The sequence below is a fragment of the Ruegeria sp. CH11 genome (assembly GCF_056537105.1).
In genome coordinates this window covers 38539-52298 of sequence record NZ_JBQFQX010000002.1, presented here as the reverse complement: position 1 = coordinate 52298, position 13760 = coordinate 38539, and the positions used below count along the sequence as shown (strand labels likewise).

Sequence of the window (13760 nt, the reverse complement as noted above, 5' to 3'; positions counted from 1 at the left end):
TCGTTTGGGGCGAGGGGCGCTGCCCCTCGCGCTCTCCGGGATATTTTCAGTCAGATGAAGATGCGGATCCGCAGCTGAATACTGCCGTCAGGTCTTGGCGTTTTTGGAGCGGACCGAGATCGGTGGTTTGCCATCTGTCATTGTATGACACCCGGATGATTCGGGACCAATCAGAGCTTGCAAGTACAAGTACTGGGCGAGCGCGACAGGAGCGTAGACCACCGGATATGAAATCTTCGCCGATCTTGTGGTTGGTGAGGCCGGGGATCGCGGCAATTTCGCTGAGCTTATGGTTTTTGAAGCGCCAGATGCGCAGGGTTTTGGCGAGATGCGGACGATCTACATAGGCAATCTCGACATGGCCATCGCCGTCGAGGTCGGCGGCGCCAACAGGGGCGAGCCAGCGATTGGGGGCGCCGATATGGGGCGTCGCAGCGATTTTTTTTCCGCGTACGTCGTAGATGGCGAGCTGAGCGCCGGTGTCTTGTTGAGATTCAACAACGATAACTTCGTTAGTCCCATTTTGGTCAACGTCCACCAATCGGGGTTCCAGGTCTTCGAACACACGGTCTGCAGGTAGGCGTATCGTGAAGACTGACCGCTTGATAACCGGATTGATTACGTAGTCGGTATTACCGGTGTACGGGTCTTTCGGCAGGGCGGAGTTGTTAATCGTAATCTCGAGAGATCCGTATTCGATGTCATCCCCAAGCACGCCATGCGCATATCGTTTGGTCGGTTCGATGAAACGAGCCGAAGTGATGGTGTCTGCGGCTGTGGCGGGATCGGCCTCTGCAATCCATAGGCACAACATCAGCAGCGCACCGCGTGCCCAACTTCGCCACAGGCAGACGGGCAGACGCGGCGCTTTGTGAAACATCAGATTTGTTTTTCGGGCATCTGTACGACCAGACCGTCCAACGCGTCGGTGACCTTGATCTGGCAGGTCAGGCGCGAGCGCGCGGGGTCGGGCTCAAATGCAAAGTCCAGCATGTCTTCTTCCATGTCGTCCTTAGCCGGGATTTTCTCGACCCAGGCGGGGTCGACGTAAACATGGCAGGTCGAGCAAGCACAAGCGCCGCCGCAATCGGCCTCGATGCCGGGAATATTGTTGTCACGGGCCCCTTCCATGACGGTCAGTCCGTTGGCGACCTCGACTGTATGTTCGGTACCGCCGTGCTCGACATAGGTGATCTTTGCCATTGCGTGCGTCTTCCTTTTTCGATTGTCGATTTCTTCCTTAGTCAAGGCGAATAGGTCTTTCCAGTGTCATTTGCGACTCGACACGCCGCCCTGAGACTTTCCGCGGTGATTTTCGCTTTTTGTTCTGGCGTTTGGTCGTCAGCCTGTCGAATGACCGCAATGGTCCCGGGCGACCTTCTTTGGACAGGTGCAAAATCTACGACGGACTTGGGCGGAGAATAACTCGGGGCGCCCTCGGTTATCTTGGCGTGCAGAGGTCACGCATGGGGCGGGTCTGGATTGAAGGCGCTGCACTTGCCCTAGTGCGCTGCCTGATGCAAAACTGAAATCGGAAGCGCGATGTCTGTTTCATTGCCGGGTCCGTTGGCAAACGGACCGGTGCTAACCCCAGCTTTGGCAGGAGTGTGTCATGACATCCAAAACCGCAGGTTCCACACCGCCGGAAGATCTGACGCCGCAACCGCAGGTCAAGCTCAAGGTCAACAAAGTGACGGCGGGCGATATCATCGCATCGTTGAAAGCCGGGGTCTCGGATTTTCTGGCGCGGCCCCTCATGAGCGGGTTCTTTGGCCTGTTCTATGCAGTTTTCGGGATCCTGATGGTCTGGTGTCTGGTTTGGCTGGGCAAGATATGGATGATCATTCCCGCCATCGTAGGGTTTCCGCTGGTCGCCCCGTTCGCTGCTGCAGGATTGTATGAAATGTCTCGGCGGCGACAGCTTGGAGAGACATTCGGCTGGTCTGAAATCCTCACCGTCATGGCCGATCAACGCAAGCGTGAGATGGGATGGATGGCCTTTGTCACCTTGTTCATCTTCTGGGTGTGGATCTATCAGGTGCGGCTTTGGCTGGCGATTATCTTGCAGAATGCATCGTTCTCGGATTTTGACGGGTTTTTGGCGACTGTTTTCTTCACGCCACAGGGCTGGACCTTTCTGGCTGTTGGCACCTGCATAGGCGCATTTCTTTCGGCCGTTTTGTTCTCGGTAACCGTTATCGCAATGCCGCTGCTGCTGGATCGGGAAACCAATTTCGTTTCCGCGATGCTCACATCGATCCGAGTCGTGACGGAAAACCCGGTGGTCATGCTGTCCTGGGCAGCGATCATCTCGGTCACCATGCTGGTGTCTCTGATACCGGCATTTCTGGGCCTGATCTTCACTTTGCCAATTCTGGGCCATACCACCTGGCACCTCTATCGGCGCGCCGTTCAGCCTGCGGAGGCGTGATTGCCAAGCGATTTGCCCTCTTTGTTTGCAGGCGAGAGCATTCGAGGCCCTGTCAGAGTCGTTAAGCTACTGATTTCCGCAATCACCAATTGCAAGTGGTCCGGCGACTGTTCCGACTGCGTCACCGCTTGAACAATACCCCTTGCGACTGCTTGTCCCTGTGATCACCGCGCAGTTCGGCGTGTAGCGCGCGACCGGCCTGAACGCCGGGGCGGGCGCTGACTGTTTCAAGCCAGCGGGCGAAATGCGGCTTGTCTTCCAGCACCTGTTGCTGGCCCTCCCACAGGCTGGCCCAGCCCCAGATCGACATGTCGGCGATGGAATAGAAGTCACCCGCCACGTACTCGTTTTCAGCCAGCCGCCGGTCGAGCACGCCGTATAGGCGCCCGACTTCAGCCCGATAGCGATCTTTGGGGTAGGGCAGGTCCTGCGGTGGGTCCAGTTGCGGGGCGTATTTCAGAAAATGATGCGCCTGTCCGGCCATCGGGCCAACACCACCCATCTGCCACATCAGCCATTCCTCGATGGCGATCCGGTCACGCTCGGTATGGCCGTAAAAACGACCGGTCTTTCGGGCCAGGTACATCAGGATCGCGCCGCTTTCGAATACGGAAACCGGCGCGCCATCCGGGCCATTGGGATCAACGATGGCGGGCATGCGGTTGTTTGGCGAGATTTTGAGAAACTCGGGGTCGAACTGGTCCCCCTTGCCGATATTGATCAGATGGGTTGTGTAGGGCAGCTCCATCTCTTCCAAAGCGATGGACGCCTTCCATCCATTCGGCGTGGGCCAGAAATACAGATCGATCGGGTCTGCCATGAGTCCTCCTGATGTTCAGGTGATCATGCGGTTTTCTGCCGGAACGGCAAGGTCAGCCTACGAAAGCGTGACGGACACGCAGCGCGGGCTTGACGTCATACGGCGCGAGGCGTATTGCCGACGCAGAGCTACGTGGCGATTTGTTACCGGATTGCGGGCCACGCTAAACAACACCGCTAAAAGGTCAGGATGAAAGACCCCTTTCGCTTGGCCGCGTCTGGGGTTTTTTGTTTGCCTCTTACCGGGGCTGAAAGGATTGAGATGAGCAAGAGCTGGAACAAGCGCACCCAAGCCGTCCATGGCGGCACTCGCCGCAGCCAATACAAAGAGGTCAGCGAGGCAATCTTTCTGACCCAGGGCTTTGTCTATGACAACGCCGAGCAGGCCGAGGCCCGGTTCATCGAATCCGGCCCGGATGAATTCATCTATGCCCGCTATGGCAATCCGACCGTATCGATGTTCGAACAGCGTATCGCGGCGCTGGAAGGGGGCGAAGACGCTTTTGCCACTGCTTCGGGCATGGCGGCGGTCAATGGCGCTCTGGCTTCGATGTTGAAGGCTGGCGATCACGTGGTCTCGGCCAAGGCGCTGTTTGGCTCGTGTCTTTATATTCTCGAGAATATCCTGACCCGCTATGGGGTCGAGGTTACGTTTGTCGACGGCACCGACCTGGCGCAGTGGGAGGCCGCGATCCGACCCGACACCAAGGCTGTGTTCTTTGAATCCATGTCGAACCCAACGCTTGAGGTTATCGATATCGAGGCGGTTTCGAACCTGGCGCATACAGTCGGTGCTACTGTCATTGTCGACAACGTCTTTTCGACCCCGGTATTTTCGCGCGCGATCGAGCAGGGCGCGGATGTGGTCGTCTACTCGGCCACCAAACATATCGACGGGCAGGGGCGCGCGCTGGGCGGTGTCATCATCGGCACCAAAGACTTTATTCGCGGCACTGTTGAGCCCTATCTCAAGCACACAGGCGGCGCGCTCAGCCCGTTCAATGCTTGGGTCATGCTGAAAGGTCTGGAAACCATTGCCCTGCGGGTCAATGCGCAGGCGGAAACGGCGCAGACCATTGCCGAAGCGCTGGAGGGGCATCCGGCCCTTGAACGCACATTGTTCCCCGGGCTGAAAACCCACGCGCAGAATGCTCTGGTGCAATCTCAGCTTGGCGGCAAAGGCGGCACGGTTTTGTCGTTGGATATCAAAGGTGGCAAGGCGGCGGCATTTGCGTTTCTGAATGCGCTGACGATTCCGGTGATTTCGAACAATCTGGGCGACGCCAAGTCGATCGCGACGCATCCGGCAACCACGACACACCAACGTCTGAGCGACGCACAGCGGGATGAGCTGGGGATTACCCCCGGGCTGATACGCTTCTCGGTCGGGCTTGAGGATGCGTCCGACCTGCTGGCCGATATTCAACAGGCTTTGACCGCGTCGCAGCAATAAACCAAGACCGCCGGAGGGGTCGCTCTGGGGCGGGTTCGATCCCGCGCAGGGCGTGCATGGCCCGAGAATGTCGGATTTGCGCTGATTTTTTCAATCCGATCAGGTATCTTGCGCGTATCCGAGGGGACTGGAACAAGTTGCAAAACCGCCTATAGTCCGGCGGCGAAACAAGGACACTGGCGTATGAACGTACATCCACGCACTTTGGACGATACCCCCGATCGTGATGAGGCCGAGGCTGCGCTTAAGGTTTTGCGCAAGTGGGCCTCGTCTGCGTCTGATGCGGAAATCAGTCAGCTTGACCCGACAGTTGCGCGCCTGATCCCGGGATTGGCGCCTGTCAATTACCCGTCGCTCTCACGTGAGTACCCAGCGGATTTTCGTGTAGACGATGCCTATAAAGCCTCGTTGCCGGATCTGCAGAATGGGCCGTCCAGTCTGATCCGTGGCGCCAAACAGCAGATTCAGCACGTGGGGATTTCCAATTTCCGTCTGCCGATTCGGTTCCACCGCAAGCATGGCGAGGATTTGACGCTGGAAACCTCGGTGACCGGTTCGGTTAGTCTTGAGGCCGAAAAGAAGGGCATCAACATGTCCCGGATCATGCGGTCGTTTTACAAGCATGCCGAAAGCACATTCAGTTTCGAGGTTATGGAAGCCGCGCTGGAAGACTATAAAACCGATCTCGACAGTTTTGACGCCCGTATCCAGATGCGCTTTTCCTATCCCGATCGGGTCGAAAGCCTTCGGTCCGGCCTTTCGGGATATCAGTATTATGACATCGCGTTGGAACTGGTCGAACAGGGCGGCGAACGCCTGAAGATCATGCATCTGGACTATGTTTATTCCTCGACCTGCCCGTGTTCGCTGGAATTGAGCGAACATGCGCGTTCAACGCGTGGGCAGTTGGCAACACCGCACTCGCAACGCTCGGTCGCGCGAATTTCAGTGGTTGTCGATTGTGATGCCGATTGCCTGTGGTTCGAGGACCTGATTGCCCTGTGTCGCAGGGCTGTGCCCACCGAAACGCAGGTCATGGTCAAGCGCGAGGACGAGCAGGCCTTTGCGGAATTGAACGCCGCCAACCCGATCTTTGTCGAAGATGCGGTGCGTCTGTTCTGTGCCGAATTGCAGGTCGATCATCACGTCGGTGATTTCCGGGTGATCGCAAGCCATCAGGAAAGCCTGCACAGCCATGATGCGATCTCGATTCTGACCGAAGGCCCCACATTCGAGGCCGCAAGCGTTGACCCGAGATTGTTTACTACCCTGTTTCACGTCGGCTGAAAAACCGGCGGAACCGGTTGGAATCAGGCTTAAATTTCAGCGATTGGCGTAAAATTGCCGCAACGCAGCAGGAAATGCTGCATCCGCGTTTTTTTTCACGTATGAGTGGGCCGAGTGCAGCTGCTGCGCCGCGGTCAAAATGCGCTGAATGATCAAGTCCTACGAAGATATTCCAAGGTGCAGCCTGAAAGGAAGCCGGTACGTGCAAGGCCCAGGTCCGCAATTTTGTGAAGCCACCCGAATGATCGGGTTGGGCGGGGTTCTTTTTGCCGATTTCCGCTGCATCGCTTTCATAGGAGAGACATGCAATGAATCCAATTTCCCAACCGCTTGAGTTTCAGGCCGCTGCATTCCGCGTCGCCGGGTATGCCATGGTCAGTCAGTTGAAAATCATGCAGATCATGGCGCGTTCGGCCATCGAATTGCCGATGGCCCCGGTTCACGCCCTGCACGCAGCAGCGTCCGAACCCGCTCCGGTCACGCCGAAGCCCGCTGAGCGCAAAGTCGCACCGAAAGCCAAAGCGGCCCCGGCTGCTAAACCAGCCACCAAACCCAATTCGGTGGCCAAAGCGAAGCCCGCTGTTGCGCCAAAAGCCAAGCCTCCGGTTGCTGCGAAACCGAAAGCCACTGTTGTGGCAAAGCCCAAGGTTGAAGCCGCACCGAAAGTCAAAGCTGCACCAAAACCCAAGGCTCTGGCTGCTGCAGAACAGCCCAAAGCTCCGGCCGTCCGCGCACAGGCACCCGCACCCAAACCCGCGCCGGCTCGTAAAGCTGCGCCCAAGCCACGCGTGCAGGCAGCAACACCCGCCGCCAAGGCGGTCGCCGCAGCGAAAACCGCTGCTGCCGCAAAGACGGCACCCAAACCTGCGGACCCGGCACCCAAATCAGAAGCAAAACCGGCCCCCCGGCAAGCGCAACGCGCAGCTCCGGCCAAACCTGCCGCAACCAAGCCCGAGCAACCGGTGCAGTCCAATGTCGAGCCCACGACACCGGCCCGCCGGACCCGCGCGCCCTCGAAACCGCCGGCAATGCCGACACAAACAGAGAAATCCGGGGATTAATACAAGTCCACCCGCTTGACACCACCGGGCCACCAAGCCAACCCTTCGCGGGATGATGGACTTTCGCCCGGTCGGATATGTGATTGGCCTGCTGGTCGCCATTCTTGGGGCGACCATGCTGCTGCCTATGCTTGCGGACCTGATCGAGGGCCGGGGGGAGTGGCACGTTTTCCTTGAAAGCGCGGTCATCACGATGCTGACCGGCACGGTCCTGGCGATGGCCTGTTCGAACGGCGTAGGCGAGGGGCTGACCATTCGGCAGACGTTTCTGCTGACCACCGGCGTCTGGGTCGCGCTGCCTGTTTTCGGCGCGATCCCCTTTCTGTTCGGCGAAACCGAATTGCGGTTCGTCGATGCCTATTTCGAGGCCATGTCCGGCCTGACGACCACCGGTTCCACCGTGATCTCGGGTCTGGATGACCTGCCGCGCGGGCTGTTGCTGTGGCGCGGCGTTCTGCAGTGGCTTGGCGGTATCGGGATCATCGTCGTCGCGATGGTGTTCCTGCCCGAATTGCGGGTTGGCGGGATGCAAATCTTCCGCTCGGAAGGGTTTGAAACCATGGGGAAAATCCTGCCACGCGCGCAGGAGATAGCGGGCCAAATTTCCCTGATCTATGTCTTCCTGACTGTTGTTTGTGCGTTGGTCTATGCCGGTCTGGGAATGAGCTTTTTTGACGCCGTGGTGCATGCGTTCACGACAATATCAACGGGCGGGTTTTCGAATTACGATGCGTCTTTTGGTACGTTTTCGGGGCCAGCGGAATATGCAGCTTCGGTATTCATGATCCTCGCTGCGCTGCCCTTCGTGCGGTATGTGCAACTGGCCAATGGACACAGCACATCGTTGCTGCGTGACAGTCAGATCCGGGCCTTTCTGGCGACAATCCTGGTGCTGGTCATCGTCATGACCGTGTTTCTGACTTCCGTGTTTCCGCACCATTGGGAACAGGCGTTCCGCGAGTCGCTGTTCAACATCACCTCGATCATCTCGGGCACCGGCTATGCCAGTGTTGATTATATGGGCTGGGGCGGGTTCCCGATCATGGTGTTCTTTCTGATCGGCCTGATCGGCGGGTGTGCCGGATCGACCGCCTGTTCAATCAAGATCTTCCGCTATCAGCTATTGATCGCGTCCATCAAAACCCAAATCAACCGGATCAGAACGCCGCATGGGGTCTTTGTACCTACCTATGACGGTCGCCCGATCAGCCGCGATGTTCTGACCTCGGTCATGAGCTTTTTCATGTTCTTCGTCCTGTCGATGGGGGTGCTGTCCTGGGCGCTGGCGCTGACCGGTCTGGATTTCATCACTTCCGTTTCCGGCGCGGCAACGGCGTTGGCAAACGTGGGACCGGGCCTGGGTGACCAGATCGGTCCGGCTGGCAACTTTGCCGGGTTGAATGACACGGCCAAGTGGATGCTGACCATTGGCATGCTGGTCGGGCGGTTAGAGCTGTTGGCCGTATACGCAATATTTACCGTCCAATTCTGGAGAGGCTGATGAAAAGACCCCTTGGCGCGCAAATCTCTCACGCGCTGAAAGAACGCGGTGTGGATGTCATCTTTGGCATTCCGGGTGTGCATAATCAGGAGATGTATCGCGGGATCGAAGAGGCTGGGATTAGCCATGTTCTGGCGCGGCACGAGCAGGGTGCAGGGTTCATGGCGGATGGCTATGCGCGCGCGACAGGCAAGCCGGGTGTTGCCTATGTGATAACCGGGCCGGGGTTATGCAATACGATGACGCCGATGGGGCAGGCTTATAGCGACTCGGTGCCGATGCTGGTGATCTCGTCCTGCCTTGATGAGACACAGGCACAGCGCGGCCAATTGCATCAGATGAAGGATCAGAGGGCCGCAGCCGAAACGGTTACCGACTGGTCGTGTCAGGCCGACACTGCACAAGCTGCGTACGGTCTGATCGAGCGCGCGTTCGAAGAGTTTGAGCTATCGCGCCCAAGGCCAAAACACATTCAGGTTCCCATCGCGCAGCTCGAGGCCGAAGCCGACCCCGCGCCGTTTCCAAACCAACCCGCGTTACGCACCAAGGTTCTGCCGCCAGATGTTGCACCGGTCATGTCGATGCTGAACATCGCCAAGCGACCGCTGTTCATTCTGGGCGGTGGTGCACGGTCAAACCTTTGGCGGCAGATTTTGACACAGTTGGGGGCTGCGTGCTTCACGACCTATGCCGGTCGCGGTCTGACGGGTACCGGCTATAACTTGGACTTTGGAGCCATGTTGCCCAGACCAAGCAGCGCCGAAGTGATCGCCTCGGCTGATCTGGTGGTTGCGGTCGGGACGGAACTGGCCGAGGTGGATCTGTGGCGCACCGATTTAGGGCATGCAGCCAATCTTGTTCGCGTCGATCTGGACCCTGAAGTGCTGTCGGATCGTCACCGTGCCGCAATCAAACTGCAGGCAGATAGCGAGAGCTTTGCCCATGCCCTGCTTGCCGCTTCTGATCAGGTGAAGCCCGCGACAGGTTGGAGCGCTGAGGAGGTCGCACAGGCCCGCAGTCGCTGGCGGGCCGAGATTGATGCCGAACGTCCGGGCATTGTCCCCGTGCTGGATGCGCTGCGGGCTGCTATGCCTTTGGACGCCATGATCTATTCAGATATGACCCAATTTGCGTATGTCGCGAAAGAGGTTTGGGATATGGCTTACCCCGGTCATTGGCACCATCCGACGGGGTTCGGAACGCTGGGCTATGCGCTGCCCGCAGCTATCGGCGGGGCGGTGGCACGACGCGGGAAACCGACCGCCGTAGTCGCAGGTGATTACGGGTTTCAGTACACAGTGCAAGAATTGGGAACGGCGGTGGAACTGGGCCTGTCGCTACCGATCATCCTCTGGGACAACGGCAAGCTGAAAGAGATCGAAGACAGCATGGTCCGCGGCCAAATCGCGCCGAACGCTGTGGTGGCGCGCAATCCCGATTTCTGCAAACTCGCCGAGGCCTACGGTGCGCGCTCGGCTGCGCCCAGCAATCTCGACGAGATGCAAATTGCTTTGCGCGACGCATTTGCGGCACCTGTGCCAACACTGATCCGCGTAACGCCGGATATTCTTTGATCCAAAGAAAAACGGCGCTGTTGAATACAGCGCCGTTTACCTGATGGCATTTGGTTTAGTCCCAGCAATGCACCAGGACGGTCATACCTGTCGCGCGTCGGCTGAGCTCGTTTGGTGAAATGTTGGCTGTGCCTTGACCGGGCTGACCTGAAACTCCTGCCTTTCCAAGGATTTCCGTCAACCGATCCACGTTTGCTGCAAGGCTGACGCTGGCAGGCAGGCTGCGCCCGTCCGAAGGTGTCGGCAGCACCATTCCGATCACATTGCCGCTGCCGTCGAAGACCGGGCCACCCGCATCGCCTGGTTGGGTCGACAGGCTCAGGCGTTTCACGCCGGCCTCACCGTTCAGGCCGCGAATATCGGCGACCTGCCCGAAGCTGAGCGTCGGTGCACCCAAAGCCCCCTGATACGAGAAACCGGACACGGCCACATCCGACTGAATGCGTGGCTGCTCCGAATTAAACTCGGCCACGCTGATCGGGCTCAGCGTTCGCGTCGGACGCAGCACCGCAACCCCCAAGTCAGCGTCGGCCCAAGCCACTTGCACCTCTTGGTCGCCATCCAGAGTGATGCGGGCGCAGTTGTTTGCAGCCTCGGCGACGGTCAGGACGGAGCCTCCGGTATCCGCAAAGAAGCCCGAGCGAGACAGACGCGGCTTGCGGACTTGCAGGCCCGAGATCAGGTCGATGCTTTGTTCTGCGTCAGCTCCTGCGCCGTCATCAAGCACCGCGTCGGTGGTCGCAAAACTGGCGCGCATCGCGGCCAGAACCCGGGACCGGCGCGCGTCGTCGCCTTCGGGCCAGACCAGCGTGAACCCTTTGATCTTGCCGTCGTCCAACGCTGCCTGCGTGTATGAAACGATCCCATTGCCGTGCCCCTCGATCGAAAAGCTGTTGCCGCGCAGGTCGCGGGGGCCGTTCAACGGCACAATTTCAAGCGACTGCATCACGTCGTAAAGCGCCCGTAGCGTGGCCGGGGACCCTTCTTGACTGATCAGCAGGGCCTTTGCGTCCAGATCCGAGGTGGGCTTGAAATGGGCAAACGGGGCTTCGTACCGGTCAAAGGCCAGGACCTCTAGCGGCAGATCCAGCGAAATGCCTGCATCGCTGTCGGCATAGCGACCCATCCCGACGCTGATCAGCGGCGCGTTGTAGTCGTCCATCAGCGCCTTGCGTTGCAGGGTGGTTAGAACGCCGGTTGCTTCATAGCCGTTGAACCGCTGCCATTCCTGCATGGACCGACGGGTTCCAGCGCCAAAGGCGCCATCGATGGTCGAGGCGTAGAACCCTGCGGCCTGCAATGCGGTTTGCAGGTCCTTACGTTCCTGCGCGGTCAGCAGACGTTCACCGCGCAGGGCTTCGGCCCGGGTTTCCTCTGACGGCTGGATGGTTAAGCTGGCCTGCGGTTGTTCCTCGGGCGTGACCGGCGTGGCTATGGCCGGGCGGTCCAAAGTGTTGATGCCAACGGGCCAGAACTGCTGATTGAACGAGTTCGAGAACGCGATGTAGCTGTCATTGGGAATCTGGCGTTCCGTCCGATAGACGCGCAGAACCTGTTCAGCATCCGAACGAGAATATGGTCCGATAACAATTGCATACCAGCCACTGTTCAAGCGAAATCCGCTGACATCCGGAAGATTGCTGGCATAGGCCTGCGCCCGTTCCTGCGCCTCGCGCAGCGAAGGCTGTGCCTCGACCTGGACCCAAACGCCCTGATCCTGCTGCGCGCTTGCGGCGCGCAGGCCGAAAAGGAAAATTAAAAGAATTACCGAAAATACACGTGTCATTGTCTGCCCGTTTCGCAGTGTTTTGTCTTTGGCGCAGATTACGCGAAAGCATGGATCAAACGCCATGCCCCTATGAAGGCGGATCGACAGTGTGGCGGCTCAGTGACAGCCCGTGGCCATTGGCCCGTTGACGCCCCTTTGCCCCTTGCATAGGAAGGGCGAAACCGACCGGAACCGGGTGCTGTTGCACCCAGAGGGAATGTCATGACCGAACCGTCCAGCGCACCACGCTCGTTTCAGGAAATTATCCTGCGTCTTCAGACCTATTGGGCATCCAAGGGCTGCGCCATCCTGCAGCCCTATGACATGGAAGTAGGGGCAGGGACGTTCCATCCGGCAACCACCCTGCGCGCTTTGGGGTCCAAGGCTTGGGCGGCGGCCTATGTGCAGCCCTCGCGCCGTCCGACCGACGGGCGCTATGGTGAGAACCCGAACCGGTTGCAGCATTATTATCAGTATCAGGTGCTGATCAAACCCAGCCCGCCTGATTTGCAGGAACTGTATCTGGGATCGTTGCAGGCCATCGGCATCGATATGGACCTGCACGATATCCGCTTTGTCGAGGATGACTGGGAAAGCCCGACGCTGGGCGCCTGGGGGCTGGGTTGGGAGGTCTGGTGCGATGGCATGGAGGTTAGCCAGTTCACCTATTTCCAACAGGTGGGCGGCCATGACTGCGCGCCGGTCTCGGGCGAACTGACCTATGGGCTTGAGCGTCTGGCGATGTACGTGCTGGGTATCGATCATGTGATGGACATGCCCTTTAACGATCCGCAATCGCCCAGCCCGTTGACCTACGGCGATATCTTCAAACAGACCGAAGAGGAATACGCCCGTTGGAATTTCGACGTGGCCAACACCGAAGTTCTGCTGCGCCATTTCGAAGAGGCCGAGGCCGAGTGCGCCGCTATTCTGGCGCAGGTACATGACGATCCGAAAACCGGCAAGCGCATCATCATGGCGCATCCCGCTTATGATCAGTGCATCAAGGCCAGTCACATCTTCAACCTGCTGGATGCACGGGGCGTGATCTCGGTGACCGAACGGCAGGCCTATATCGGCCGGGTCCGTGCGCTGGCCAAGCAATGCGCCGACGCCTTCGTTCAAACCGAGGCCGCCGGGCACGTGGCCTGATGCGCCTTTCAGGCCAAACCAGGCAGCAAAACCTTCAGGCCAGCCGCGATCATGCCGATTGCGATGGCCGACAGGATCATGCCCATGAAACGGCTCATGATCACGCGGGCATTTTCCGACAGACGCTTGGCGATGGCCGAGGCGTTCCAGAAAGTGACGAACAGCAGCAACAGGACAACCAGAAATACGCCAGCATAAACAATGGCATCAATGGCGCTGCTGATGTGGTGCGCATACAGGATCAGTGTCGTGATCGTACCTGGGCCGACAAGGATCGGGAATGCCAAGGGATAAAATGCAACTGTGTCGGGCTCAGGGTAGGATTCCCGTTCCCCCTTGGTGCCGTGGTGGGACGTGCTTTGATTACCATTCAGCATATTCAGCCCGATCATCAGGACGACCAGCCCGCCCGCAACGCGCAGGTCATCAACGCTGATCCCGAACAGGCTCAGTGTTTTGTTCCCGATCGCGGCGAAGGCCGCGCCAAGTATCAGGCAGTAGACGGCTGTTTTTGCGGCGACTTTTCTTTGGTCCGCCGGAGGCAACCCGTCCGTCACGCTCAGAAATACCGGCAGGTTCGTAATCGGGTTCATGATTGCAAAAAGCGCGCCAAAGAATCCTACGGCAAGGGTCGTGTCCATTCCACAAATCTCGTTTTGCCCTGTAATCCATCGGAACCTGTCCTATTTTCGCGCCGCATGAAAGGGGCATCGT

Annotated in this window: 12 protein-coding genes and 1 riboswitch; of the genes, 7 read left to right on the top strand and 5 right to left on the bottom strand. The window is 58.7% G+C overall.

Going from position 1 to position 13760, the window contains the following annotated elements:
• Positions 1–46: 46 nt before the first annotated feature.
• On the bottom strand, positions 47–880 hold the full coding sequence (locus ACR0LX_RS04095; RefSeq protein WP_480782675.1) for an FG-GAP repeat domain-containing protein: 834 nt from the start codon (positions 878–880) through the stop codon (positions 47–49).
• On the bottom strand, positions 880–1203 hold the full coding sequence (locus ACR0LX_RS04090; protein WP_480570563.1) for a 2Fe-2S iron-sulfur cluster-binding protein: 324 nt from the start codon (positions 1201–1203) through the stop codon (positions 880–882). The genes ACR0LX_RS04095 and ACR0LX_RS04090 overlap by 1 nt, the downstream gene beginning before the upstream one ends.
• A 409-nt stretch (positions 1204–1612) precedes the next feature.
• Between ACR0LX_RS04090 and ACR0LX_RS04085 the strand changes: the two genes are divergently transcribed.
• The gene (locus ACR0LX_RS04085; RefSeq protein WP_480782674.1) at positions 1613–2431 is read left to right on the top strand and encodes a DUF2189 domain-containing protein; all 819 of its coding nucleotides are present in this window, start codon (positions 1613–1615) and stop codon (positions 2429–2431) included.
• Positions 2432–2552: 121 nt separating this feature from the next.
• Here ACR0LX_RS04085 and ACR0LX_RS04080 read toward each other — a convergent pair whose 3' ends face one another.
• On the bottom strand, positions 2553–3251 hold the full coding sequence (locus ACR0LX_RS04080; protein ID WP_480782673.1) for a glutathione S-transferase N-terminal domain-containing protein: 699 nt from the start codon (positions 3249–3251) through the stop codon (positions 2553–2555).
• 122 nt (positions 3252–3373) lie between these two features.
• Positions 3374–3451: riboswitch (SAM riboswitch) on the top strand.
• Positions 3452–3512: 61 nt separating this feature from the next.
• Here ACR0LX_RS04080 and metZ point away from each other — a divergent pair.
• The 5 genes from metZ to ACR0LX_RS04055 all read left to right on the top strand — a co-directional run bounded on the left by metZ (position 3513) and on the right by ACR0LX_RS04055 (position 10126).
• Positions 3513–4703 (top strand): O-succinylhomoserine sulfhydrylase, encoded by a 1191-nt coding sequence (metZ, locus tag ACR0LX_RS04075; protein ID WP_480570554.1) that lies wholly within the window; start codon positions 3513–3515, stop codon positions 4701–4703.
• Positions 4704–4886: 183 nt separating this feature from the next.
• Positions 4887–5990 carry a GTP cyclohydrolase FolE2 gene (gene folE2 / locus ACR0LX_RS04070; RefSeq protein WP_480782672.1) on the top strand — a complete coding sequence of 368 codons (1104 nt, stop codon included), beginning with the start codon at positions 4887–4889 and terminating at the stop codon, positions 5988–5990.
• Positions 5991–6298: 308 nt separating this feature from the next.
• Positions 6299–7051, top strand: coding sequence for a hypothetical protein (locus ACR0LX_RS04065; RefSeq protein ID WP_480782671.1), 753 nt, complete (start codon positions 6299–6301; stop codon positions 7049–7051).
• A 52-nt stretch (positions 7052–7103) separates the two neighbouring features.
• Complete coding sequence (locus ACR0LX_RS04060; RefSeq protein WP_480782670.1) at positions 7104–8552, top strand: TrkH family potassium uptake protein; 1449 nt, start codon at positions 7104–7106, stop codon at positions 8550–8552.
• Positions 8552–10126 carry a 5-guanidino-2-oxopentanoate decarboxylase gene (locus tag ACR0LX_RS04055; RefSeq protein ID WP_480782669.1) on the top strand — a complete coding sequence of 525 codons (1575 nt, stop codon included), beginning with the start codon at positions 8552–8554 and terminating at the stop codon, positions 10124–10126. Before ACR0LX_RS04060 ends, ACR0LX_RS04055 begins: the two co-directional genes overlap by 1 nt.
• A gap of 55 nt (positions 10127–10181) precedes the next feature.
• Here ACR0LX_RS04055 and ACR0LX_RS04050 read toward each other — a convergent pair whose 3' ends face one another.
• A complete protein-coding gene (locus ACR0LX_RS04050; protein WP_480782668.1) occupies positions 10182–11912 on the bottom strand; it encodes a serine protease in 1731 nt (576 codons plus the stop codon).
• Between the two features lie 204 nt (positions 11913–12116).
• Here ACR0LX_RS04050 and ACR0LX_RS04045 point away from each other — a divergent pair, with 204 nt between their 5' ends.
• Entirely contained in the window at positions 12117–13046 is a 930-nt protein-coding gene (locus ACR0LX_RS04045) for a glycine--tRNA ligase subunit alpha (RefSeq protein WP_480782667.1), read from the top strand.
• Positions 13047–13054: 8 nt separating this feature from the next.
• Here the strand turns inward: ACR0LX_RS04045 and ACR0LX_RS04040 are convergent, their stop codons facing one another.
• On the bottom strand, positions 13055–13687 hold the full coding sequence (locus ACR0LX_RS04040) for a MarC family protein (protein WP_480782666.1): 633 nt from the start codon (positions 13685–13687) through the stop codon (positions 13055–13057).
• Positions 13688–13760 lie beyond the last annotated feature (73 nt).

What these genes read in the sequence shown, in the direction of transcription:
- ACR0LX_RS04095 (WP_480782675.1), bottom strand. Translation starts at nt 880, where the DNA reads ATGTTTCACAAAGCGCCGCGTCTGCCCGTCTGCCTGTGGCGAAGTTGG.
- ACR0LX_RS04090 (WP_480570563.1), bottom strand. Translation starts at nt 1,203, where the DNA reads ATGGCAAAGATCACCTATGTCGAGCACGGCGGTACCGAACATACAGTC.
- ACR0LX_RS04085 (WP_480782674.1), top strand. Translation starts at nt 1,613, where the DNA reads ATGACATCCAAAACCGCAGGTTCCACACCGCCGGAAGATCTGACGCCG.
- ACR0LX_RS04080 (WP_480782673.1), bottom strand. Translation starts at nt 3,251, where the DNA reads ATGGCAGACCCGATCGATCTGTATTTCTGGCCCACGCCGAATGGATGG.
- metZ (WP_480570554.1), top strand. Translation starts at nt 3,513, where the DNA reads ATGAGCAAGAGCTGGAACAAGCGCACCCAAGCCGTCCATGGCGGCACT.
- folE2 (WP_480782672.1), top strand. Translation starts at nt 4,887, where the DNA reads ATGAACGTACATCCACGCACTTTGGACGATACCCCCGATCGTGATGAG.
- ACR0LX_RS04065 (WP_480782671.1), top strand. Translation starts at nt 6,299, where the DNA reads ATGAATCCAATTTCCCAACCGCTTGAGTTTCAGGCCGCTGCATTCCGC.
- ACR0LX_RS04060 (WP_480782670.1), top strand. Translation starts at nt 7,104, where the DNA reads ATGATGGACTTTCGCCCGGTCGGATATGTGATTGGCCTGCTGGTCGCC.
- ACR0LX_RS04055 (WP_480782669.1), top strand. Translation starts at nt 8,552, where the DNA reads ATGAAAAGACCCCTTGGCGCGCAAATCTCTCACGCGCTGAAAGAACGC.
- ACR0LX_RS04050 (WP_480782668.1), bottom strand. Translation starts at nt 11,912, where the DNA reads ATGACACGTGTATTTTCGGTAATTCTTTTAATTTTCCTTTTCGGCCTG.
- ACR0LX_RS04045 (WP_480782667.1), top strand. Translation starts at nt 12,117, where the DNA reads ATGACCGAACCGTCCAGCGCACCACGCTCGTTTCAGGAAATTATCCTG.
- ACR0LX_RS04040 (WP_480782666.1), bottom strand. Translation starts at nt 13,687, where the DNA reads ATGGACACGACCCTTGCCGTAGGATTCTTTGGCGCGCTTTTTGCAATC.